This is a genomic window from Haloglycomyces albus DSM 45210, assembly GCF_000527155.1.
GTDB lineage: Bacteria > Actinomycetota > Actinomycetes > Mycobacteriales > Micromonosporaceae > Haloglycomyces > Haloglycomyces albus.
The window spans coordinates 2415738-2440162 of sequence record NZ_AZUQ01000001.1; the positions used below are offsets into that span (position 1 = coordinate 2415738).

18 protein-coding genes are annotated in these 24425 nt (G+C 61.7%); 4 read left to right on the top strand and 14 right to left on the bottom strand.

Annotated features, from left to right (window positions below; all coding sequences use genetic code 11):
* The first annotated feature begins 54 nt into the window (after nucleotides 1-54).
* Entirely contained in the window at nucleotides 55-519 is a 465-nt protein-coding gene (gene nrdR / locus HALAL_RS0111280) for a transcriptional regulator NrdR (RefSeq protein WP_025274110.1), read from the top strand.
* 121 nt (nucleotides 520-640) lie between these two features.
* Nucleotides 641-3436, top strand: coding sequence for a vitamin B12-dependent ribonucleotide reductase (locus HALAL_RS0111285; protein ID WP_025274111.1), 2796 nt, complete (start codon nucleotides 641-643; stop codon nucleotides 3434-3436).
* Between the two features lie 94 nt (nucleotides 3437-3530).
* Here the strand turns inward: HALAL_RS0111285 and HALAL_RS16905 are convergent, their stop codons facing one another.
* The 5 genes from HALAL_RS16905 to HALAL_RS0111310 are packed head-to-tail and all read right to left on the bottom strand — an operon-like array spanning nucleotide 3531 to nucleotide 10616.
* Nucleotides 3531-4832, bottom strand: coding sequence for an FHA domain-containing protein (locus HALAL_RS16905; protein WP_035534509.1), 1302 nt, complete (start codon nucleotides 4830-4832; stop codon nucleotides 3531-3533).
* Nucleotides 4832-5911: a PP2C family protein-serine/threonine phosphatase gene (locus HALAL_RS0111295; RefSeq protein ID WP_025274113.1), complete on the bottom strand. Its 1080-nt coding sequence runs from the start codon at nucleotides 5909-5911 to the stop codon at nucleotides 4832-4834. Before HALAL_RS0111295 ends, HALAL_RS16905 begins: the two co-directional genes overlap by 1 nt.
* Before the next feature lie 21 nt (nucleotides 5912-5932).
* Nucleotides 5933-8278: a serine/threonine-protein kinase gene (locus HALAL_RS0111300; RefSeq protein ID WP_025274114.1), complete on the bottom strand. Its 2346-nt coding sequence runs from the start codon at nucleotides 8276-8278 to the stop codon at nucleotides 5933-5935.
* Between the two features lie 11 nt (nucleotides 8279-8289).
* Entirely contained in the window at nucleotides 8290-9249 is a 960-nt protein-coding gene (locus HALAL_RS0111305) for a glutamate ABC transporter substrate-binding protein (RefSeq protein WP_025274115.1), read from the bottom strand.
* Entirely contained in the window at nucleotides 9246-10616 is a 1371-nt protein-coding gene (locus tag HALAL_RS0111310) for a hypothetical protein (RefSeq protein ID WP_156937712.1), read from the bottom strand. Before HALAL_RS0111310 ends, HALAL_RS0111305 begins: the two co-directional genes overlap by 4 nt.
* 184 nt (nucleotides 10617-10800) lie before the next feature.
* Between HALAL_RS0111310 and HALAL_RS0111315 the strand changes: the two genes are divergently transcribed.
* Nucleotides 10801-11436 (top strand): sulfotransferase family protein, encoded by a 636-nt coding sequence (locus HALAL_RS0111315; RefSeq protein WP_025274117.1) that lies wholly within the window; start codon nucleotides 10801-10803, stop codon nucleotides 11434-11436.
* A gap of 86 nt (nucleotides 11437-11522) precedes the next feature.
* Here HALAL_RS0111315 and HALAL_RS0111320 read toward each other — a convergent pair whose 3' ends face one another.
* The 5 genes from HALAL_RS0111320 to HALAL_RS0111340 all read right to left on the bottom strand — a co-directional run bounded on the left by HALAL_RS0111320 (nucleotide 11523) and on the right by HALAL_RS0111340 (nucleotide 18407).
* Entirely contained in the window at nucleotides 11523-12332 is an 810-nt protein-coding gene (locus HALAL_RS0111320) for a SecDF P1 head subdomain-containing protein (protein ID WP_025274118.1), read from the bottom strand.
* Nucleotides 12333-12475: 143 nt separating this feature from the next.
* Nucleotides 12476-14320 (bottom strand): ABC transporter ATP-binding protein, encoded by a 1845-nt coding sequence (locus HALAL_RS0111325; protein WP_035534510.1) that lies wholly within the window; start codon nucleotides 14318-14320, stop codon nucleotides 12476-12478.
* On the bottom strand, nucleotides 14317-16113 hold the full coding sequence (locus tag HALAL_RS0111330; protein ID WP_051463075.1) for an ABC transporter ATP-binding protein: 1797 nt from the start codon (nucleotides 16111-16113) through the stop codon (nucleotides 14317-14319). Before HALAL_RS0111330 ends, HALAL_RS0111325 begins: the two co-directional genes overlap by 4 nt.
* Nucleotides 16114-16210: 97 nt before the next feature.
* Nucleotides 16211-16957, bottom strand: a complete 747-nt coding sequence (locus HALAL_RS0111335; protein ID WP_025274120.1) for a tyrosine-protein phosphatase — start codon at nucleotides 16955-16957, stop codon at nucleotides 16211-16213.
* A gap of 232 nt (nucleotides 16958-17189) precedes the next feature.
* The gene (locus HALAL_RS0111340; RefSeq protein ID WP_025274121.1) at nucleotides 17190-18407 is read right to left on the bottom strand and encodes a DUF349 domain-containing protein; all 1218 of its coding nucleotides are present in this window, start codon (nucleotides 18405-18407) and stop codon (nucleotides 17190-17192) included.
* Nucleotides 18408-18618: 211 nt separating this feature from the next.
* Between HALAL_RS0111340 and miaA the strand changes: the two genes are divergently transcribed.
* Nucleotides 18619-19518 carry a tRNA (adenosine(37)-N6)-dimethylallyltransferase MiaA gene (miaA, locus tag HALAL_RS0111345; RefSeq protein ID WP_025274122.1) on the top strand — a complete coding sequence of 300 codons (900 nt, stop codon included), beginning with the start codon at nucleotides 18619-18621 and terminating at the stop codon, nucleotides 19516-19518.
* 64 nt (nucleotides 19519-19582) lie between these two features.
* Here miaA and HALAL_RS0111350 read toward each other — a convergent pair whose 3' ends face one another.
* The 4 genes from HALAL_RS0111350 to murA form a co-directional block, all read right to left on the bottom strand.
* Nucleotides 19583-20581, bottom strand: coding sequence for an aldo/keto reductase family protein (locus HALAL_RS0111350; protein WP_025274123.1), 999 nt, complete (start codon nucleotides 20579-20581; stop codon nucleotides 19583-19585).
* An 80-nt stretch (nucleotides 20582-20661) separates the two neighbouring features.
* Nucleotides 20662-21747 carry a WG repeat-containing protein gene (locus HALAL_RS0111355; protein ID WP_025274124.1) on the bottom strand — a complete coding sequence of 362 codons (1086 nt, stop codon included), beginning with the start codon at nucleotides 21745-21747 and terminating at the stop codon, nucleotides 20662-20664.
* A 282-nt stretch (nucleotides 21748-22029) separates the two neighbouring features.
* Nucleotides 22030-22719 carry a DUF3043 domain-containing protein gene (locus tag HALAL_RS16910; RefSeq protein WP_025274125.1) on the bottom strand — a complete coding sequence of 230 codons (690 nt, stop codon included), beginning with the start codon at nucleotides 22717-22719 and terminating at the stop codon, nucleotides 22030-22032.
* Between the two features lie 217 nt (nucleotides 22720-22936).
* Nucleotides 22937-24298, bottom strand: coding sequence for a UDP-N-acetylglucosamine 1-carboxyvinyltransferase (murA, locus tag HALAL_RS0111365; RefSeq protein ID WP_025274126.1), 1362 nt, complete (start codon nucleotides 24296-24298; stop codon nucleotides 22937-22939).
* Nucleotides 24299-24425: the final 127 nt, after the last annotated feature.

Genomic DNA, 24425 nt, shown 5'->3' on the forward strand with positions numbered 1-24425 from the left:
GAACGGTGTTCCGGAGCGGCCGTCCAGACCAATCGCCGCAGAGGAGGGACTTCCGTGAGATGTCCATACTGTCGTCATCCCGATAACCGAGTGGTGGACTCGCGGGATGTTGAAGACGGCAAACAGATCCGCCGCCGTCGTATCTGTTTGAGCTGTGACAAGCGTTTCAACACCTTTGAGGAGTTCATCCTGGAGGTCGTCAAACGTTCGGGCACCACTGAGCCCTTCGATCGCGGACGGATCGCCCAAGGCGTACTGAAGGCATGTCAGGGCCGTCCTGTGGACAGCGACGACGTAGCCAAGCTCGCTCAGGCGGTGGAGGACGAAATCCGTTCCCGTGGTGTGGCGGTGGTGTCCAGTCACGATGTGGGTTTGGCGATCCTGAACCCGCTACGGGACTTGGACGAGGTCGCCTACCTGCGCTTCGCGAGTGTGTATCGTTCGTTCGAGTCGATCGAGGACTTCGAAACCGAGATAGCCCACCTGCGCGAACACAATCGGCCGTCCCACGCCGGATGACCGTCGATCCGCCTATGCCGTATCGCTGGGCGCTCCGACACACAACCGAATAGAACCGAAACACATTAAGCACAATCCCGCGATTGTTCTGCCACGTTTGAGAGGACCGAGGCTAAGTCTCATGGCGAAAACAGCGAAAGCTACCACTGGTAAGAACACCGAAAACGCCGGAAAAGGACTTCGAGTTCACCGCGTTTTCACCACCGAGGGTGTTCACCCTTATGACGAGGTCGACTGGGAGAAGCGCGATGTCGTCATGACCAATTGGCGCGACGGCTCGGTCAACTTCCAGCAGAACGGGGTGGAATTCCCCGTGACCTGGTCGCAGAACGCCACTCAAATCGTCGCCTCGAAATATTTCCGCGGCGCCGTCGGCACGCCCGAACGCGAATCCAGCCTCAAACAGCTCATTGATCGAGTGGTGAACGCGTATTACGTCGCCGGGAAGAAGAACGGTTATTTCGCCGGAGCGAAGGACGCGCGGATCTTCGCCGACGAATTGACCTGGTTGCTGCTCCACCAGTACTTCAGCTTTAACTCCCCCGTCTGGTTCAATGTCGGTACGAATGCCCCGCAACAGGTGTCGGCCTGCTTTATTCTCAGCGTGGACGATTCCATGGAGGACATCCTGGATTGGTACAAAGAAGAGGGATTGATCTTCAAAGGCGGCTCGGGTTCCGGCGTCAACCTCTCCAAGATCCGTGGATCGACCGAACTGTTGTCCTCCGGCGGCAACGCCTCGGGACCCGTCAGCTTCATGCGCGGAGCCGACGCCTCGGCCGGAACGATCAAGTCCGGCGGTGCCACGCGGCGGGCCGCCAAAATGGTCGTCCTCGACGTCGATCACCCTGACGTGGAGGAGTTCATCGACACCAAGTCCCGCGAGGAGGACAAGATCCGCGCACTGCGCGACGCCGGCTTCGACGTGGACTTGGGCGGTTCCGACGTGGTGTCCGTGCAGTATCAGAACGCGAACAACTCGGTACGCGTCTCCGACGAGTTCATGACCGCTGTGGAGAACGGTACCGAATTCGACCTGCGCAATCGTATCGATCGCAGTTCGGCCGACAAGCGCGACGCCCGCGACCTGTTCCACCGCATGGCCAAAGCCGCGTGGGAATGCGCCGATCCGGGTATTCAGTACGACGACACCATCAACGGTTGGCACACCAACCCCAACACCGATCGCATCAACGCGTCCAACCCGTGTTCCGAGTACATGTCGCTGGACAATTCCTCGTGCAACCTGGCCAGCCTCAACCTGATGAAGTTCCTGGCCGAGGACGGCTCCTTCGACGTCGACCACTTCGTCTCCGCGGTGGAAACGGTCATCACGGCCATGGAAATCTCGATCTCCTTCGCCGACTTCCCCACCGAGAAGATCGCCGAGACGACGCGAAACTTCCGTCAGCTGGGAATCGGCTACTCCAACCTGGGCGCCCTCCTCATGGCGAGTGGCTTCGCCTACGACTCTCCGGAAGGTCGCACACTCGCCGCCTCCATTACCGCGCTGATGACCGGGGTGTCCTATCGGCGCAGCGCTGAAATCGCCGGAGCGGTGGGACCGTACGTCGGATACGAGGTCAATGCCGAACCACATGCTCGCGTCATGCACAAGCATGCCAAGGCGGTGGAGGACATCAATACCTTCGGTGACATCGACGCCACCATCGTGCAGGCGGCACGCGGCGAATGGGGTAACGGCAACAAGATCGGCGCCCAGAACGGGTGGCGCAATGCTCAGGCCAGCGTGCTCGCACCCACGGGAACGATTTCGTTCATGATGGACAGCGACACCACCGGAATCGAACCCGATCTCGCCCTGGTCAAGCACAAGAAGCTGGTCGGCGGCGGCTCGATGGAGATCGTCAATCAGAGCATCCCGCGCGCCCTGGCTCGCCTTGGCTACAGCAGCGAGCAGGCCGATGAAATCATCGCTTTCATTGCCGACAAGGGGCACGTTATCGGTGCTCCGCACCTGTCCGAAGACCACTACTCGGTCTTCGACTGCGCGATGGGGGAGCGTTCCATCTCTCCGATGGGGCACGTCAACATGATGGCGGCGGTTCAGCCGTTCCTCTCCGGTGCGATCTCCAAGACCGTAAACGTTCCCGAATCGGCCACGGTCGAAGACATCGAAGAAATCTACTTCGAGGCCTGGAAACTCGGCCTGAAGGCCTTGGCGGTGTATCGCGACAACTGCAAGGTCGGTCAGCCTCTGTCGGCCAAGAAGGAGAAGAAGGAAGAGACGCCTGAAGTGGTCGTCTCCGAGGAGCCGGTGCGCAAGAAGCTGCCACAGCGCCGTTCCTCCCAGGTCACATCGTTCAACGTGGCGGGCGCGGACGGTTATATGACCGCCTCGACGTACCCCGATACCGGTAAGATCGGCGAAGTCTTCCTCAAGATGTCGAAGCAGGGGTCGACTCTGGCCGGGGTCATGGACGCGTTCTCCATCGCGATCTCCGTGGCCCTGCAGTACGGTGTTCCGCTGGAAGAATACGTTCGTAAGTTCACCAACATGCGATTCGAACCGGCCGGGATGACCGACGACCAAGACATTCGCATGGCGACGTCGTTGGTGGATTACATCTTCCGTCGTCTGGCGCTGGACTACCTTCCGTACGAAGAGCGTGCGGCACTGGGAATCCTCACGACCGCGGAGCGGACGGCGGAACTCAACGGGGAGGACCCGGCCGGCGTGTCGGAGAGCGACGCGGTCTCCGCCGAGACATCGGAGCCGAGCGGCAATGCGGCGACGTCCACCGCGAAGGGTAAGGACACCGGATCGAGCCTTCTGTACGCCGCACAGGCACGGGAGGCCGACGCGCCCCTATGCGTCAACTGCGGTAGCCGGATGCGGCCCTCCGGCGCCTGCTACGCCTGCGAAGGCTGCGGCGCCACCAGTGGTTGCAGCTAAGGCATGGTGACGGGGACACGAGTAGTGTCCCCATGCAGAAGGGGCCGCCCGAGACAACTCGGGCGGCCCCTTCTGCATGCTCTGCTACGGCTCATCAGCCTTCATAGTTGACCACAATGCGCGTCCAGGCACCCAGATTGATGGTGGCTCCATCGCTGACCGGAATTTCGGCGTGAGGAGCAAGTGGTTCGTCCGAACCGTTGAGGAAGGTTCCGTTCGACGAACCCACGTCGACCAGCACCCAGCTATTGTCCGGCTTGGCCATCAATTTCGCGTGCCGCGCGCTCACCCCGGGATCGGCGGTGTCGCTGGACAGGTCCACGTCCGGAGTCACTCCCCGCTTGGCGGAGTAACGTCCGATCGACACTTCCGGCTTGTCCAAGGGGAAACGTTTGGGTCCTCGGAACGAGGGGAACTGCAGTTGACCGGAGTCGTCTCCGGCGGTCACCTTGTTGAAGTAGCTCTGATCGGTGTTGATCGTCACCGCCCATCGCGAGGCAGACGGTTGTCCACCACCGGGATCACCCGCAGGTGGGGCATAGGCGGCGGCCACGTCGTTCGGTTGCTGGTTCGGCATGGAGAAGCCGCCTTCGGCTCCGCCCATGGGGGGAGCGGAGGAGGGAGGTGCACCGAATCCGGCTTGCGGTGGCTGTCCGCCGTACGGGTCGGCCTGCGGTTGGCCCGTATCGACCGGGGACGGAGGCGCGCCGAAGCCGCCTTGCGGTGCTCCGCCGTATGGATCGCCTTGGGGTTGACCGCCGTAGGGGTCGCCTTGGGGTTGGCTGGGCTGCGGTGGCGCACCGTAGGGATCGCCCATGGGAGGCTGCTGGCCGTACGGGTCCTGTCCCATACCCTGCCCGCCGTAGGGGTCACCCTGTGGCTGTCCGCCGTACGGGTCGGGCTGTTGGCCGTATCCGGGTTGTTGTCCGTAGGGGTCGGGTTGTCCACCCCAAGCACCACCGGGCGGTTGACCGCCGTACGGGTCGCCTTGGGGTTGACCGCCGTAGGGGTCGCCTTGGGGTTGGCTGGGCTGCGGTGGCGCACCGTAGGGATCGCCCATGGGAGGCTGCTGGCCGTACGGGTCCTGTCCCATACCCTGCCCGCCGTAGGGGTCACCCTGTGGCTGTCCGCCGTACGGGTCGGGCTGTTGGCCGTATCCGGGTTGTTGTCCGTAGGGGTCGGGTTGTCCACCCCAAGCACCACCGGGCGGTTGACCGCCGTAGGGGTCGCCTTGCGGCTGTCCACCGTATGGATCACCTTGCGGCTGGGAACCGGCCCATGCGGGATTCGGAGTCCCACACTGCTCACAGTTGGGTCCCTGCGGAAATGCGCCACACGTGCACTGGTATCCACCAGGCTGCGGGGCACCACCGGGATGATTCGGCTGGTATGTCACTATCGTCCCCCTCTTAGCAGTGTGGTTCCTTCAGCTTCGCTGTCCACACGCAGCTTTGTTGTACCTTCTTGTATGTCAACGACAGGCTCACCTTTCGGTTGCGGTGAAGAAAGCTCGATGACAGCAACGCTAATATTGTCATGCCCACCGTATTGCAGTGCTTTACCCATCAACGCTACAGTTTTAGCGCTCACATCACCGTTTGGCAACGGCACCAGATCCTGTGCCTGCCCTAGATATCGGGACAAACCGTCACTGCAGACGATGACGTGTCCGCCGTCCAGCTCCGTTCGAATGAGATTTGGATTCAATTGCGGTGCGTCGGCTCCCAACCATGCCAGTAGTGCTTTGGCGTACGGACTCCTATAACGCTCATCATTCGGGTCGGCGCCCTGATAGTCAAGTCGAGCGGCGATGGTGTCGTCCACGGTCAATTCATTGGCCCGCTGAGCTCCGGCCCAGTACACCCGGGAATCGCCGACCCAGCAGACGATCACCTCGTTTCCCTCGACGACGGCCGACACATAGGTGGACGACGGGGGTGAATCGGGGTATTGCTCTCCCACTTCGGCCACTTTTCGGTGCGCGGCCTCCACGGCTCGCTGGGACGCGGTTTCAGCCCGTTCGCCGGCATCGAGTGCGGTGCTCATTGCCTCGGCGGAAGCCTCCACTCCCGCCAATGCGGCCCGTTCGGAGTCGGTCGCTCCCGATACGCCGTCGCAGACGACGGCGAAGGCATGGCCCATGGCACTGTGACCGATGGCGACGGCGTCCTGATTGTAGTGATGCCGTTTGCCCACGTCGGTTCCGGCGGCGACGTTCCTCTGGACGAAGTCGATGTGGTCGTCGCTTCCTCCGGGGTGTTCGGGATTGTCCACACGTGGAGACGACGACTTCCACCCGGTCGGCGGCGTGGTGGGAAGAGCGGCGGTGGCGTCCGGAGGAGTGAACGGAGTCGCCTCGTTGACGAGGTCACCGCCGCATGCTTCGCAGTACCGCCCGATTTCAGCGGGAAGGTCGCATTGACTGCATTTCATGGGGGCGATGGTCGGCTGTGCTCCTGCTTTCGGTTGCGACATGTTGGGTTCCTCTGAAGCCGGCTACAAAAGGGTGCGGGGTCGGTTGGCGTTGGCGAGGTCGACGTAGTGGACCTGTTTGGCACGATCGCTCTGTGCGTGGGCGAGTTTGCGATAGGAGTCTTCCAGAGCGAATCGCAATTCCTTCTCATTCGGATTGGTGTTGAGGACGGGCGGTCCTTCGGAGTCGCCCATGTTGGTGACGTAATGCAGGGCGTATTGCAGCAGGCGCCCTGCCACGAGTTGATGGCGAGCCGGTTCCAGCTGTAGATCCACGAGGTTATTGCCCAGGTAGTGCAGCTCGTTAAGCCCTGGCGGCTGCGGGACACGCAGTGCGCCTTGGATGGCGGCCAATTGCGCCGTCTCGTACTGCGAGGAGGTGCTGGGTATCTGCTGTAGTACCGTGATGGCCTCGGCGGGATAGTGGGAGGCGGCCAGAAGACGAGCATGGCCGAAGGCCGCCGAAATGAAGCGGCGGTCGCAACTCCAGATGCGTTGGTAGTGGATGGCGGCGGCCGTGGTGAACCCGGCCAGTTCCGCGCAGGCGGCGACGGCCAGACGGGGTGCCAACTCTCCCGGCAGGTGCGAAAAGACGGAGTCGAAGGAGTGATAGGCGCCCTGCAGGTCGCTGTTGGCCAGCTGAAGCAGGCCACCCAACCAATTGGCCTGCCAGGTGTTGCCGTGTGTCTGGATCAAGTGATTGAGCGCCTGTACGGCGGTGGCGAGGTCCCCCATTTCGATGAGCGCTTCGATGCGACGGAGATTGACCTCGTGGCTTTGCTCGGGCGCGTTGGCCAATTCGGCGAGCACCAGGGCCGGCTGGGAGGCGGTGATGGTGCTGAGAAAGACGCTGGAAGGGTCGTCGGGATCGGGGAGCGGTCGAGGAAGCGCTCCCAACACTTCTTGTGGAGTGGCGACCCGGAAGGCGTCGGCCTCGATGTCGGGAACGCCGAATACGGCCGCCTCACCCGAAAACAGAGTGGACGGTTCGTACAGGGGACGCCCTTCGGTGACCGAGAGGACCTCTCCCAGAACCCCGCGAACCTGAGCCTTCATTTCGGAGCCGCTCTGGAAGCGGGCGGCCGGAGCCGGATGACAGGTACGCTCCAGTAGGCGGTGGAAGGAGGGGAACTGCTGAAAGAGCTCGGTCTCTTCCACCGGAGGGAAGGAATTGCGGAACTTCTTGGTGAAGCCCTTGAAATCGAGCGCCAGCACCGCCATGGAACGTCCGATGGTGTAAAGGTCGGAGGTGATGGACGGCCCGGCGTTGAGGATCTCCTCGTTGGGAACCGAATAACCCGGCGTCCCGTACACCGCCGACTCCGTGTCGTCGATGCGTCGCACGGCACCGAGGTCGATGAGCTTGAGCCAGGTTTCGACGTGGATCACGTTGTCCGGCTTGAAATCACAGAACAAGAGATTGTTGTTGTGTAGGTATTCGAAGGCGGGCAGGATCTCAAGCGTGTAGGTGAGGACATTGGCCACGGCCATGGGAGCCCGTTCCCCGTTTTCGTCGGTTTGCTCTCGTATGTCACGCAAGGATTTTCCGGCCAGGTACTCCATGACCAGATAGGACTGGATTTCCCCGGAGCGTTCGTCGACGGCGGTCACGAAGTCGATGATGTTGACGACGTTGGGGTGATCGATGCCGACCAGAAAACGCCGCTCGTTGATCGCCGATTCGATGGCGTCCTCGTCGTTGGTGGAGATGAGCCCCTTGATGACCACCCAGCGGTCCTGCAGGTCGTCCTGGAAGTTGGTGTCGTTCGCCAGGTAGATCCAACCGAGACCCCCGTGGGCGATCGTACCGAGCACCTCATAGCGCTCGGCGAGAAGATCGCCCGGGCCGAGCGACGGCGTGAACCAATACGGAGTGCGGCAATGTGGACAGTAACCGTCGGTGCGTCCGGGACGTCCGGCCTGCGCTCGTCCGGCCGGTTTTCCGCAGGACGAACAGGTCCTCTTGTTCTCCGCCACCATGGGTTCGGCCATGAGTGATTCGGCGGGGTTGGCCGGTTCGATCGGGGGCATGTCGGCCATGCCTCCGCGCGCGCCGCTGGAACGGGTGGAGACCCGAATGCTCCCGCCGGGGCCCGACACCGGGGCGGACATCGGACGTGACATTGGCCCGGTAATCGGCCCCGAGGCCGGACCTGCCAGGGGATTGGCCTGTGGGGAGGGGACGGGCTGTGCAGCCGCGGCGGGAGGCCCCTGCGACTGTAGGCGCCGTCGAATCGCCATGGTGTCGGACTGTTCCATGGGCGGTGGTTGCGCGGGCGGTGCGGGAGGAGGGCCGCCGGCGTTGGGTGCGGGAGGAACGGCCGCGCTGTCGGGACGGTACCGCTGCGTATGGTCTTCGTGCTGCGCCATGTTTCCGTACCTTAATCCTGGTAGCGTGCTTTGGGGGGTTGGGAGTCGCCCAAGGTGGACGACAGCCAATCGTCATAGACGTCGTCCCAGCGCCCGTCGGAACGCATGTTCTCAAGCGTCGCATTGATGAAGCGGACCAAATCCTCATTGCCCTTGGCGACGGCGACTCCATACGGCTCGTCCGCGATGGGGTCGCCGACGACTTCCAGGTTCGGGTCCTGGGTCGACAGTCCGGCCAGGATGACGTCGTCGGTCGTGAACGCGTCGACAGTGCCGCGCTGCAGGAGCGAAATGCAGTCGTTGAAGTCATCGAGCGTCACCGCTTGAGCGGGAGTTTCGGCGATGATTTGGGGGAGGGAGGTGGAACCGGCGGAGGAGCAGACTCGATGGTCTTCGGTCAGTGCGCTCAAGCCGGAGATTCCGGAGTTGACGTCCACGAGCAACCGTTGTGTCGCCGCGTAGTATTCCGAGGAGAAATCGACGCTCTCCCACCGCTGGCACGTCATGGTCATGGTGCGAACGACGAAGTCGACCTCGTTGTTCTCCAGAGCGGGAACACGATCTTGGGAAGTCATGGGGACCCAGCGGATATTGACGTCGTCGCCACCGATGGCCTTCGCCAATTCCCGGGCGATGTCGACATCGAAGCCGCCCAGTTCGCCGCTGGCGGGATCGCGATAGCCCATGAGGTTGGTCGTCTGGCTGACTCCGATGCGGATGACGTCGGAATCGTCCAATTCAGAGCGAGCGTCGGCCGCGGTGACGCCCCCGGGATCGAAGGACTCCGTACGGTTGAACCCGCCACAGTCTTCCTCGGTGGTCGCTTCGGTGAGGTCCGGGCTGAAGTCCGCCCCTTGCGGGAGCGGTTCCGGGATGTCGACCTCGTTTATTTCCAGGCCTCCGCTCGACGAGCAAGCGGTGGCGGCGAAGAGTAGTGCCAGTGACGTTGCGGTGACTTTAAGCGGTCTCATGCGTGATACTCCCGAATTCGTTGCTGCAGTCCTATGGAGACACTGGCGATGGCGAGCGCCGCCAGCACTCCGAGGCCGATAGCGGTACCGGACAGGGCACGTTGCGCATCGTGTAGACCGTTGTCGAAGCGAGCGCCGGCCGATTCGGACGCTTGAGTGAGGGCCTCATCGACCAGGTCGAAGGAATTGGCGACCGAGCCGTCGGCCGTACCCACCGATTTATCGAGGGCTTCGGTGTAGTCTCCTTCTCTCATGAGCGAAAGAACCTCATGGTGGCGGTCCTGCCAAGTGCGCGCCGCCAAGGCGGCGTTCTCCAGGTCACTGCGAATCGACTCGTTGGGAAACTCTTCCGCCAGTCTTTGGAGCTCGGCGTCGTCACCGGCGAGGACCTCCATGTTGTCGGCGAAGTCCTGTGCGGCCGTGTCGTCTTCACCTCGGGAGACGAACAACAGTGACTCGGAGGCACGGGCTTCCTGGGCCGAGATCTGAATCGACGATATTCGTTCGTAGGGGTCACCGCCGTTGGTCTGCGCCCGATCCAGGTGGGAGGCGGTGGCCAAGGACGACAGAATCAACCATCCGGCGAGCGCGATCATGGCGATCGTCGCCCCCGTCAGCCCGAGATTGAACACCCGGTTGGTTTTGGACTTGAGCCATACCGAGACGGCGATGAGAAACACGAGCGCTACGATCGCGGCGGCGAAGGCGATCCAGGGCGTCGCGCGCGCGGTTTCCTGATCATCGTCCAATTGCGATTGAGCACTGGATCGCAGGTCCGCCGCCAAGGGGAGGATGTCGTTGCGCATCATCGTAGAAGCGAGACGGAGGTGCGCCATGTTGACCGGCTGGTCCATACGGTGGTAGGTCCGGGCGGTTTCCACCAGTCCGGTATAGGTGGTCAGTGCGACGTTCAGTTCGGCGACGGTATTGGCGTCGGATTCGCTGGACACTTGGGTCGCCGCGGATGACAGCGCCTGGGAGGCGTCCCGAATCGAAGTCTCATAGGTATCCTGCATCGACGCTGGGACACTGCCCACGATAAGGAACGTGGCGGAGGCGGCCGCGTTGGCCTCTGAGAGTGATTGGTACAGCTCGGAGGAGGTGACGGCCAGCTTCCCTGACCCGAGACGGGTGGAGTCGATCGTGTCGCTTTTGGTCAACATGGCGGTCGCCGCGGTCGTACCGGCTGTGGCGATGAGGACGATGGCGATGACCATGGCGGTGACCAACTGCCCGGGGGTTTGCGACAACTTCGCGCGTAGGGCGGATGCCCGTACCGGCTCCGGACGGGGTGCCGTCGCGCCACTGTCGTCGGTCGGGGGCGGAGGAGGGCCGACTGGAGCCTGGGGAGGGCCTTGCACTGTCAAGATGACCTCACTGCTATTGAATTCGATGATGCGTGAACGACTCTCGTTACATGGTATAAGGCCCGTACAACCGCGTTCAGTGGAGGGGTTTGTTAGGGGTGGGGCGGAGGCGACCGTCCGGACGGGTCATGAGGTGGCGCGGAAACTCCTTGTAAATCCCTTGTCTCCCAAGTATATTCAGTGCATGTTGCAGATTATCGGAGCGGGACTTCCGCGCACGGGAACCATGACGTTGAAAACCGCCCTCGAACGCCTACTGGGACAGCCCTGTCACCATATGATCGAGGTTTTTGAAAACAGAGATCGTGATCTCCCCCGGTTCAATGCCGTTCTGCGCGGCGAAGAGGCGGACTGGAGCCGAATCTTCAGTGACTACGCCGCGGCGGTGGATTGGCCGTCGTCGGCATTCTGGCGGGAACTGCTCGACGCCTTTCCGGAGGCGCCGGTGGTGTTGTCGCAGCGTGATTCTCCCGCACAGTGGTTGCGGAGCATGCAGGGGACGATACTTCCCGGGCTCATCGAGCCGGATTGGGAAAACATGGATCCGCAGCACGCTGAAATGTTGACCGGGCTGTGGGACTTCGCGACCGGAGGCATCGATCCTACCGACGAACAGGCCCTGACCCGTTTCTACGAGCAGCATCTCGACACGGTCCGAAATACCGTGCCCGCTCACCGACTTCTCGAATTTCGCCCCGACGAGGGTTGGGGGCCACTGTGCGAGGTTCTCGGCGTCGCCGAACCCGACGAGCCGTTCCCGCACGTCAATACCACGGCGGAATTTCAGGCGCGGGCCGACGAGATACGGCGGGATCGCTAGATTCGAGCGGCAGCGGTCCGTTGTGGATTCCGCACGGGCACTCCATCATCGTTACCGGTCCGCTGCCACCGTATACGGCCAACGGGTTACTCGTCGCCGCCGATACCGGCGTTGATGCGGGCGGCGAGGTTCGTGGCCGTCTCGGAGTCAAGCCCGCCGACATCGAACCGGGAGTCGTGGGGCTGGAAGATCACCGGAGCTCCGACAACCACGCCGTCCACGACCGTCGCCAGTTGCAGGCCCTGGTTGTCGGCGGCGAGTTCCTGCCACTTGAGCGCACCGTCGTCCGAAAAGTGGAAGCGTAGCCTCTCTCCTTCGTTTTCGTCGTCGGCGACGACCTCGACGTCGACCAGATGATCGGTCGTCAACGGCGCGGCTTTCAGCAGGTATTTCGTCCGAGTATTTTCTTCGGTCGTGTTTCCGCAGGTTGTCAGTGGTTCATCGGAATCAGTCGCGGCGCGCCGGTCGTCCCTCAGATGAAAACACGAGATGGTCGGAACCGTGAACTGCATTCGTTCCGGAAGCAGGTCCACCTCCTTCGGAGTCAGGTCGCAAAAAGAGACCAGCTCCGATACCACCTTGGCATCAAAGGCGTAGCGCTCCAGCTCTTCAGCTTGGTCGGCCGCTTCGCGTCCCACCTTTTCAAATACTTGATTGATCGAGGACGCGCTCGGATCTCCCTCTGGCGGTCTACAATCGTCGAGGTCCAGGTGGTCGAAATCGTCCACGGTGACGACGTCGTAATCTTCCAGAGTCACCAGGCGGAATTCGACGGTCGCGGGTTCGACGTCCTCCTCGCCTCCGGAGCCTCCTTCCGCCGATTCGCTCGAGGTGCAGGACGCCAAGAGGACGGCGACGGTGAGGGCGGGGATGGATTTTCGCAGCGAGCGGGGCACGATGGTCCTTTCCTGGTCGGGACGGGCAAACTACTTTCAGTGTGCGTTAACAACGCAACCGTGTTCGCAGCGTATCCCCGGGCCTTCCCAACGCTCGCAGGCGGGTCGGTACCGTAATCGATTCGTGGTTCGCTGTACGAAGGCTAAACCAGGCTGTCCTGCCACTGACGATGCAGCTCGGCGTACTTGCCTTGGCCCGACAACGCCAGAGTCTCCGGGCTACCGTCCTCGACGATCTTTCCGTCCTCCACAATCACCACTCGATCGGCGATCTGCACCGTGGACAGCCGGTGAGCGATGATAATGGAGGTTCGATCGGCCAGGATCGTCTTCAGGGCCTTTTGAACGAGTCGCTCCGACGGGACGTCCAACGAGGAGGTCGCCTCATCCAAGATCAAGACCCTCGGATCTGCCAGCACCGCTCGCGCGAAGACCACCAACTGGCGCTGCCCGGCGGAGAGCCGGCCACCTCGCTTGCTGACCCGTGTGTCGAATCCGTCGGTCATCTGCGAGATGAACCCGGTGGCACCCACCAGGTCGGCGGCCGCGACGACTTCGGCGCGTTCCGCTCCGGGACGGCCCAATTCGATGTTTTCGGCGATGGTGCCGTCGAACAGGAAGTTCTCCTGCGTAATGAGTGTGACGTTTCTGCGCAGGTCGGCGTCGGCGATATGGCGTAGGTCGGTGTCGTCCAAGAGAATCGACCCCTCCACTGGATCGTGGAATCGGGCCACCAGTTTGGCGATCGTGGTCTTGCCCGCGCCCGTCGGTCCCAGCACGGCCACCGTCTGACCGGCGGGAATGTGGAGGTCCAGTTGTGGGAGAACCAATTCGCCATCGCGGTAGCGGAATTCCACCCGGTCGAACGTCAGGCTGCCCCGTACCGGCGCGACGTCACGCGGCCGATCCGGATCCTTGACCGCGTTGGGTTCGTCGAGAACCCCGGAGAGCTTCTCTAGAGCCGCGCCCCCGGACTGTAGCGAATTGTAGAACATGGCCAGTTCTTGAATCGGATCGAAGAAGCGTCGCAGATAGAGGACGAAGGCCGCCAGAACCCCTAGTTCGGTGGTTCCCTCCATGACCTGCCGGCCGCCGAACAGAACGATGGCGACGATGGCGGTATTCCCGATCGCCTTGGTTCCGGACCCGAAGCGAACGCTTTGCTGCTGCCCCTTGGCCTGTGCAAGTCGATTGCGGGTATTGAGATGAGAAAAGATGTCGCGGTCGCGTTCTTCGCGGCGATTGGCCTGGACGGCTTTGATGCGGCCCATGGACTCCACAAAGTAGACAATGAGGTCGGCGATCGTTTCGCGCGATCGGCGGTAGGCGATGGCCGAGACCCTGGAAAACCACCGGGCCAGGAAATACATGGCCGGCAAAGCGGTAAAGCTGACCAGAGCCAACAGGGGATCCATGATCAACATGTACACGGCGATGATGACGATGCTGAAGGCCGCGAGTACGAGATCCTCCACTCCGTTGGCGGTCATCTCCCGGATGGAATCCATGTCCGACGTCTGTCGCGACACCACTCGTCCGGAGGTGAAACGCTCGTGGAAGGAGATGGAGAGACGCTGAAACTTCTGAAAGACCCGACGACGCAGTCGTAGGAGCATCTCCTGACTGATGTGGGCCGAGCGCACGATGAACAGGCGGGTGGCCAGATAATCCACCACCGTGATCACCACGAACCCCGCCGCGATCCAGGTCAGATAGTCGTACGAACCGTCGTCCACGATCCGAGGTATGGCGTGATCGATAGCCAACATGACGAAAAAGGGAGCCGCGAGATTGGCGACCGCACCGGTCAGCAGGATGGCGGTCAGTATGACCAGACCGCGGAGGTGCGGTCGCAGCATCCAGCCGAGGAGATGGAAACCGCGTCGCCGGATTCGTCGCAGAGAGCGGTCGTCGGTGGACTCCGCCTGGGTCCGTTCGGAGTCGTCGGTTTCGGCCCGCCCTTTCCAAGCATCGGTATCGGTGGTCAACGTGCCTCCTCGGTGGCCGAAAGGACATCGGCGTACTCGGAATTGTTACGAAGAAGTTCGGAGTGCGTGCCGACCGCGGTGATGCGGCCGTCGTGCAAGAGAGCCACTCGGTCGGCCAGGGACACCGTCGAGGGGCGATGCACGACGATCAATGCCGTAGTGGAACCGAGGACACTGTGCAACGCCCGTTCCACCAGCTCTTCGGTATGAACGTCCAGCGCCGAGAGCGGATCGTCCAGCACCAGCACCGTGGGCCGTACGATGACGGCACGTGCCAATGCCAAGCGTTGTCGTTGTCCGCCTGAGAGAGTCAGCCCCTGTTCGCCGACTCGGGTATCCAGACCGTGTGGAAGGTCCCGCACGAAGTCCGCCTGGGCCACTCGTAGTGCCTGTTCGATATCGGCCTGGGACGCGTCGGGGCGCCCCAGAGTCAGGTTTTCCCGCACGCTCATGGAAAACAGCGTCGGCTCTTCGAACGCGGTGGTGACCACCGAACGCAGGCGCGACAAGCTGAAACGGCGGACGTCGACTCCATCCAAAGTCACCTGTCCACGGGTGGGATCGGCCAAACGTGACGGCAGCTGCGCCAAGGTGCTCTTCCCACTTCCGGTTTTGCCGGCCAACGCCAGGGTTTCACCGGGCTGGAGAGTCAGGTTGACCTCGGTGAGGACCTCCTGTGCCTTCGAAGCCCCCTCGGCCTCGCCGTAGGTGAATCCGACTCCTCGGAAGGACAGTTCTCCGCGTGGCTCGGTCACCGTGACCGGGTGGACGGGGTCGGTAATGGCCGGGGGAGTGTCCAGGATGTCGTAAATCCGGTCCGAAGCGGTGGCCGCTTCATTGAGGTGCGACAGAACCCAGCCGAGTGCCTCCATAGGCCATAGAAGCATCATCTGCAGCAGCATGAATGCGGTCAGTTCTCCCACCGACAGCTGCCCGTCGGTCACCAACAGGATCCCGATCACCAGAAGAATGCCCAGCATTCCGGTGCCAATGCCGTCAAAAATCGACCATGTCCGAGAGGCGATCCGTTCTTTTGTCAAGGCGATGTCACGAGCCGTCGTTGCCTCGCCGTCGAAGCGTTGCGCCATGAGTGGACCACGTCCCATCGCCTTAACGGCACGGATTCCGAACGCCGACTCTTCGGCCTTGGAAGCGATGTCCCCAAGCTTATTCTGCAGCTTTCTGCTTTGTGGAATGTAGTCTCGGAAGAAGGCGCGACCCACCAAATACAGTGGCACTACCGAAGTCATGCTCAATAGCGCCAAACGCCAGTCGATCCAGAGCAATTGCAGAAACACCAGCAATGTGATGAAGATGCCGTGAATCAGGAATGTCATCCCGCCCGAAAAGAACCGGCGAATCATTCCCAGATCGGAGGTGGCTCGCGCCAGTAGTTGTCCACTCTGGAATCTGTCGTGGAAGCCGGTATGCAATCCCTGCAACTTTTCATAGATACCTTGGCGCATGTCGGCTTCCACCGCGTACGACGTGGCGATCTGAAAGTGGCGACGCACCCATATGGTGGCGGCTTCCAGCAGGCCCACGGCAAACAACGCCGCGGCCCATTTCCACAGGCCCACGATGTCGCCGTCGGCGATCGGCCCGTCGATCGCGAACCCGATGAGTCGCGGCAGCGTGGTCGCGAGTATGACGGTGACGATCGTCAACAGCCACAAGGTATAGAAGCGATACCGATAGGGGCGGCAATAGCTCTTGATACGCCACAGATTCGCCAGAGGGCCATGGTGAATCCAGGAGGACTTGACATCGGTCGTCGACTCCTGCCGAGGAATCGACGTTTCACTGGGAGGAGAGGTCGAAGAAGTCACCGACCTACGGTAGAGCCGTGCCTCACTTCGTGCAACCGCATTTCTCTCCTGAGAGTTCCCCTTAGTACTCCACCAGTGCCTTTCGCAGGTCCTCACCGCGGTCGAAACCAATGACATCGGCATAGGTCGCGAGGGAGACGAATCGTTCCCGAATAAGTGCGAAGGTCTGGGGAATGACGTCGGGGAAGCATTCCAGGCCACGTTCCACCTCCGGTGCGCCGTACTTTTCGTTGCGGAAGCTCTGCCATCTCCGTAGGCCGATATTGCTCAAACAGTAATCGCGGGAAATATCCTCTTCGGACACACCCACGAGGGCCAGAGCCAGAGCGATCACTATGCCGGTGCGGTCCTTTCCGGCCATGCAATGGATCAGTGTCGTCTCACCGCGAGCGATGATCTCCAGAGCCTGGCGAATGGAGTGGTGACCCGACTCCAGCATCGAGGCGTAGCGTTGGGCGATAAAGCGCTCGCGTTGCCCGTGCACGAGGGGGTCGGCTGCGGTGTCTTCGAAGTACTGCCACCAGATGTGATCGAGGCCGAGCTGGTGAACCGTCTGATCGTCAGTGGCGGGGAAGATACCGAATTTGTCCCGTTCGATCGGACCGCGCAGATCGACGATATGGCGTAGCTTGGTGTCATTGCGGATGACGGCGAGGTCGTCGTCGGTGGCGTGCATCCAATTGTCGGACCGCAGCAGTACACCTTTTCGCAAACGCCCGCCGTCGTCGGTTTCCACTCCACCGACATCGCGGAAGTTGAATACCTTAGACGTCGGATAGAACTGTTCGGGGAGGGACGAGGACGGCATGGACATCACCTTTCACCGGCACAAGATTGACACCTGGAGATTTGAGCTTATGCTCTCGGAATAGTCGGGTCAACCGCAATATTCGTCCACGCCCATGCCGCACCTCGAAATCGCGAGGAATCCGGACGGCGGGATTCGCCGTTTTCTCTCGTCACGTCCTCAAACGCAGTCATGGGGTCGAGGGACCTTCTGTGGTCCTCGACCCCATGCGAAGCATGACCGGTCTGCCCGGTTACTTGGCCGCTTGCGCCAACTCGAGGAACTGGCGCTTTGAGGCTACGTCCTCCTCGGCTTTCTTGATGCGCTTGGCGTCGCCGTCGGCTTTGGCACGTTCCAGCTTCTCCTCGGCCTCTTCCACCTGTTGCTGCATCTGAATCAACAGTGGGTTTTCCTCAACGGGAACCTTGCGCCACGCCGAATCCATGGCCTCGCGGAGTTTGTCGTCGACCTTGCGGAGGCGCCGCTGGATTTTGGCGTGAGCCTTGCGCGGGACGGGGCCGATCTCGTTCCACGTGCCCTGGATTTCGCGGAACTTCTGCTGGGCCGCTTTGGGGTCTGCGTCGATGTCGAGAGCCTCGGCCTGTTCCAGAAGGATTTCCTTTTCCTTCAGGTTCTTCTCGTATTCGGCGTCACGGGCGCTGAACACCTCCGACCGGGCGTCGAAGAATTTATCGTTCGCGGCGCGGAAACGCTTCCAGGCCTTCTGCTCGGCTTCGGGAGCCAGGCGACCGACCTGCTTCCATTCGCTCATCAGACCCTTGAGCTTTTCCGCCGTCGGACCCCAGTCGGTGGAGTCGGCGAGCTCCTCGGCGCGTTTGATGAGTTCTTCCTTTTGCGCGGCATAGACCTTGCGTTCGGAATCGAGCTGAGAGAAGTAGGCTCCACGACGACGCGCGAACGCGTCGCGCGCGGCGGAGAACTTGCGCCACAGTTTCTGATCGGTCTTGCGGTCCACTCCGTGGATGGATTTCCACTCGGTCACCATGGCGTTGAAACGTTCGCCGGTGGCCTTCCAGTGTCCTTCCCGGCGTGAGAGCTCTTCCGCCTCGGTAACGAGGGCCTCTTTGGCGGCAGTGGCGGCGGCCTTCTCGGCTTCCTTGGCCTCTTTGAACTCGGCCACGCGACTGTCGGCGTGTTTGGCGAGTTCTTCGATGCGTTTGCCGAGGCTGTCCACGTCTCCGATGACGGCGGCCGCGTCGAGGCCGTCGCCGATCTTGCGAAGCTGCTGGGCGGCTTGCTCGACATCGGCGGATTCGGAATTCAGACGAGCCGCGATCAGGTCCACCTCGGTGACCAGATCGTCGTATTTGCGTGCGAAGTGGGCAAGTCCTTCCTCAGCCGAACCTGCCTGCCAGGAGCCGATCGCACGCTCTCCGGCAGAGGTTTTCAGGTAGACAGTTCCATCGGCATCGACCCGGCCGAAGCGGGTGAGGTCTCCAACGTCACTCATCGCGCTAATCTCAAATCCTTCACACGTGTTACAAGGGAGTTCAGACCGTACTTTACGGTGGGTAATACATAACCGCCGACCGGGGTCCAACGCACCCGGTCAGAAAACCGACAAGTCTCGTCGAACGGGACAACCATCGCGGACCGTCTACTCTTCAGACCGAAAGGGTAATGAGTTGAATCGATACGGCAGTGTTAATCCTAGCCTACCGGTGCCGATTGTCGTTCTTGTAGGGCCCACCGCCGCGGGTAAGACGGGGCTATCCGTACAATTGGCCGAATCCCTGGGCGGGGAAGTGGTGAACGCTGATTCGATGCAGCTCTACCAGGGAATGGACATTGGGACGGCCAAGGTCACCGCATCGGAAAAACGCGGTGTGCCGCACCATGTTTTCGACATCTGGGAGGTTTCGGAAACCGCGGACGTGGCGCGCTATCAAGCCGCCGCCCGTCGGGCCGTTGACGACATTCGGGCGCGCGGTAAGCGTCCCATAGTCGTCGGCGGATCGGGACTGTACGTACAGGCGGTCACCGACGAGATGAATTTCCCGGGTACCGACCCTGCGATCCGTCGCCGCCTGGAGTCGGAGTTGGCCCATGAGGGTCCGGGGGTGATGTGGCGTCGGCTCCAGGAAAAGGATAAGGCGGCGGCTGAGGCCATCCTTCCCAGTAACGGACGTCGTATCGTACGCGCGCTCGAAGTAATAGAGATCACGGGTCGTTTTCAGGCGCGACTCCCCGAGCCGGTGGCGCATTACGACGCCATACGCATCGGCATCGACATGGACACGCCTGCACTCGACGAACGCGTCGAACGTCGCGTAGAACGCATGTGGCAGCGCGGCCTGATCGACGAAACCCGAACTCTGGAGGCAGCCGGACTCCGCGACGGCCGAACCGCCTCCCGCGCACTCGGGTATCAACAGGTGTTGCGTTACCTGGCGGGGGAGTGGAGCGAAACCGAGGCCTTCGAACGTACCGTCTCAGGAACCCGCCGATTCGTACGACGACAGCGTTCCTGGTTTAAACGCGACCGGCGTCTGCACTGGTTGGACGCCGCCGATCCCGACCTTTTGGCCAGGGCCGAAGCCGAAATCGAACGCGCCTCGTGAGACCGGAGACGCGAAAAGGACCGGCCGACCTCATCGGTCGACCGGTCCCGTAAACCGTGCCGTGCTATGCGCGCGGCTTCGGCGATTTGGTCTTTCCCGGATCCGTAATGCTGACGGGCTCGAGAATCTCGTTGATCGTGTCGTATACGTCGTCGGTGAGCGTGACGTCCACGGCCTTCACATTGTCGCGAACCTGCTCGGGACGAGTCGCACCGATGATGGCGGCCGAAACCGCCGGGTTGTGCAGAACCCAGGCCAACGACAGCTGCGCCATGGAGATGTCGAGATCCTTGGCAATCGGCTCCAGCTTCTGAACGGCTTCCAGCAGTCCCGGAGTCTCCAGGAACGACTTGACGAACCCACCGGTCTTTTCATGACCGCCACGAGAGTCGGCCGGAGGCTCCTGACCCGGCTTGTACTTACCGGTCAGCACTCCCTGAGCCAGCGGCGACCATACGATCTGACCAATGCCGAGCTCCTGAGAAGCGGGAACCACTTCCTCCTCGATGACGCGCCACAGAGCCGAGTACTGCGGCTGGCTGGACACCAACTGAATATTCAGGTCCTCGGCCAAGGCGTGGGCGCGCCGGATCTGGTCGGCGGTCCACTCGCTCACCCCGATGTAGTGCGCCTTACCCGCGTGCACGATGTCGGCGAAAGCCTGCATGGTCTCTTCCAGCGGAGTTTCGTGGTCGAAACGGTGAGCCTGGTACAGGTCCACGTAATCCATCTGCAGGCGACGCAGCGAATCATCGATCGACGCCATGACGTGTTTGCGGGACAGGCCACGGTCGTTCTTACCTTCGCCCATCGGCCAGTAGACCTTGGTGAAGACCTCGAGGCCGTCACGACGCTGCCCCTTCAAGGCACGCCCCAGCACTTCCTCCGCCGCACCGCGCGCGTATATGTCCGCGGTGTCGAAGGTCGTGATCCCTTCATCGAGGGCGGCGTTCACACAGGCGATCGCGGCGTCCTCTTCGACCTGAGAACCGTGCGTGAGCCAGTTACCGTATGCGAGTTCTGTTATTACGAGGCCGGATCGGCCTAGGTGACGATACTCCATGAACCCCACCTTACCGAGCGGCTAGCGCTCGCGAAAGCGTTATGGCGGGTGCTGTTAATTTCGCACGATCGGGAATAAATTCAGATCGGTCCGTCGTCAATCACAATGAGCGAATCCAATAGCCGCATCGCTTCATCCTGAGTGGACAACATGGTGGCGATATCCTGACCCTCCAGTGAAAGCGCCGCCCAGGAAAAGGAATCCACCGTGGCGATGTAACCCATGGCATGGGCGATCACATGCTGATAGTGAAACGGCACGAGCACTCTGCCGGTACGTCCGACGACCCCCAAGCGGCCGTCCTTGGCCGCCACCGCGGCACCCGCGACGAAACCGGTGATCACATCCCCACCGACCGTCGGGGTGTGCAGAGCGTCGTACATCAAGGGAACCACCACGTTGCCGGCCCGGTCGATCGCGCCCCACGCCTCCGTTTTCACCGCCGCGATACCGCCCCGAAACGGCCCTACGGCGGTAAACTGCGCCGCCAGCTTGACGGCCGTGCCGTCAGCGGTCAGAAAGCCCCACAGGCCGCTCTGCGGATCCTGAAAAGCCTCCGGAGCCGGAAAACCCGCGCGCTCCGGCCAGCTGCGCGGCAGCGGACCGAAACCGTCGGTGGGAAGCGCCTTCTCGATCACCTCAATACCGGTCTCGGCGATGTGCAGGATGAAATCGTGCGGATTGTCGTCCACCGCCTGCTCGAACAACACCAGCGCCTCGGTCATGCGTTTCTGCTGTGCCGAACAGACACCCGCATAAGCCCGCACGCCCCCCACCAAGGTCAGCGGTATCTCGCCGCGCTCGGCGAGTGCGAAAAGCCTTTCCGCCTCGCTGAATCTCCCCTTGACTCGCAGCACCTGCGCCAGACGAGCGCGTGCCGGGGAAAGCAGAAAGTCCGTCCCCACCGTCTCGGCCGACGTCAGCGAGGTAATGGCATCGGTTTCGGCCGCATCCAGATTCTCCAGCATCCTCTCGGCCACTGAACGCACCCCGTACAGCCGTGACTGCTCGGCCTCCTCGACGAAACGATCCAGCCGTGCGGTCGCTTCGTCGCGAATCTTCTGAACGGTCGAGAGATCGTGGACAGCATGAACGAAGGTATCGGGATCGAGCGGCCCGGTCTGCTGAGCCAAGCCCGCACGCAAGTCGGAGGCGACATCGGCCACGGCTGCTACTTTCGCTCTTTAGATAGGAATCTCCCACGTACAACACAGAGAGTCGACCGTTCACGACCGGCCACGGCGAGGATAATCGTTCCCATGCGCCGAGGCGGCCCACCACCAAGGGCATCGTGTCCAGCGGAGGTGCCCAGCCCAACCCCTTGTGAGCAATACTACGAGATGCGGCGCGGCCGTGTCCATGCGTACCACCGCTAAACGCGTGCGATGAATGCCGCGAACCACTGGAAACGGCGGTCTCGATCCGACTGCACCGCAACGGATCGGGGATCAGTCCTGAACGAACTTACCCAAATCGTCTTCTTTGGCCTTGTAGGTCATGCGAACCCGAGGTTGCCGCATCGAACGGAACATGATGGACCGCGAAATGACATACCAGTACAACGACCGCTTGCGCTCCTGGGTGTTCGGGAACCGCTTGGTGACCAGTCGCCACGTCTTCTTAGCCAGAACAGTCGAATCGATGACGACGGAGATGAGCAAAACCAGCCAGACCGCATTGACCGCCAGGGATCCAGCAGCGCCGAACTCGACTTGGAACACGGGCGACAGCACCAGCAAGATAATCGCGACGAAAAACAGATACTGGGCGACGTTACGGCGCGAATCGACGATGTCTCGCGCCAACAGACGTTCCTTACCTCGGTCACGTGGCAAATGATACTGGTCGTAGAGCGGATCACCGCGCCACTGTCCCTCGGCCACCTTCTGGCGCTCTTCCCGACGTTTGGCCCGCAGCGCCTTCTTTTCCTCCTTGGACACCGGCTTCGAAGCCTTGCGCTGCTCCCGCATCTCCCGCAAGTTCTTGGGCGGATTGGCAGGCGGACGCGGTTTATGGTTCTTGGGGCGTTTCGGGGTGGCCTTCCCCTTTTTCTCGGTCGCGCGTCTCTTCGCCGAGTCTCCGTTCGCGTCCGCACTGTCACGGTCGCGGTGGGTGGCACTATCGGGCTTTTTTGCCACTGGACCATTGCCCTTTCTGCGTAAATACGGGTAATTTCCGGGTATTCGTCCCGGTACTGCTGATGTCGCGCTCGCCGCCGGAGTCGGCCATGCCGAGGTTCGGCCGGAGCAGAGGTCTCCAGCATAGCCAAGAGTCGGCGGCGAGCGAAATTCGAGTCGGCGGGAGCGGAGGCTCACGTGGTTCGCGGCGATTTGAACGGAACCGCCGCGACAAACCCTATTCCTCTTCTGTTCCGGGACGCACGATGTGGGCGCCCAGCCCGCGAAGCTTCGTTTCGAAGTCCTCGTAGCCACGGGTGATGAACTTGTCCACGCCGTAGATGCGCGAGGTTCCCTCGGCGGCCAGCGCGGCGATGAGATGGCTGAATCCGGCCCGGAGATCGGGAATCTGTATGTCGGTGCCGTGGAGTTTCGTAGGACCGGCGATGACGGCGGAGTGCAGGAAGTTGCGGCGTCCCCAGCGGCAGTGTGATCCCCCGAGACACTGCGAGTACAGCTCGATGTTGGCGCCCATCTGACTGAGTTCGCTGGTGTAGCCGAAGCGACTCTCATAGACCGTTTCGTGCATGATCGAGAGGCCGTTGGCCTGGGTCAGGGCTACCACGATGGGCTGCTGCCAGTCGGTCATGAGGCCGGGGTGCACGTTCGTTTCCAGGGCGACGGGGCTGAGGTCACCTCCGGGGTGCCAGAAGCGGATTCCACCTTCGATGGGATCGTCGTCGACCTCGTAGGCACCACCGATGGAGCGAAAGACGTTGAGGAAGGTCATCATGTCGGCCTGGCGGGCACCTTTGACGAATACGTTTCCGCCGGTGGCGAGGGCCGCTGAGGCCCACGAGGCGGCTTCGATGCGGTCGGGAACGGCGCGGTGCGAATAGCCGTGCAGTTCGTCCACTCCGACGATCTCGATGACTCGGTTGGTGTGAACCTGAATGATGGCGCCCATTTGCTGTAGGACACAGATCAGGTCGATGATCTCGGGTTCGATGGCCGCATTGCGCAGCTCGGTTGTACCTTCGGCGAGCACGGCGGTCAGAAGGATCTGTTCGGTGGCTCCGACCGAAGGGTAGTCGAGCTCGTACTGGATTCCCTTGAGGCGCTGTGGTGCGGAGAGGTGCATGCCTTTATCGGTCTTGTCCACGACGGCGCCGAATTTCCGGAGCGCTTCGATGTGGTAGTCGATCGGACGTCCACCGATGTTGCAACCGCCGAGGTCGGGGATGAACGCTTTGCCGAGTCGGTGCAGGAGTGGGCCGCAGAACAGGATCGGGATGCGGCTCGAACCGGCGTGTACATTGATCTCTTCGGTTCCGGCGGACTCGACGTGGCTCGGGTCCATGTAGAGCGTGTCGCCGTTCAGCTCGACCTCGACACCGTGAACACGCAACAGTCCGGTGACGATGTCGACGTCGCTAATGCGTGGAACGCTTTTCAACGTAGAGGACGACGTTCCCAGTAGGGCGGCGACCATGGCCTTAGAGACGAGATTCTTAGCGCCTCTGACCTGTACTTCGCCTTCCAGTGGGGTGCCGCCGTGCACGACTAGAACATCATCGAGGTCTGCACCTTTGTTGCTCAAGAGATCTCCTTGACGCCAGTGAAATGATAGAGAAGCGTTTTCACGATAACCGATACGGAAATTGGGAAACGCCCCACCCGGCATAAAACGGACAGTGATTGTCGATACCGATAATTGTATGGAACAA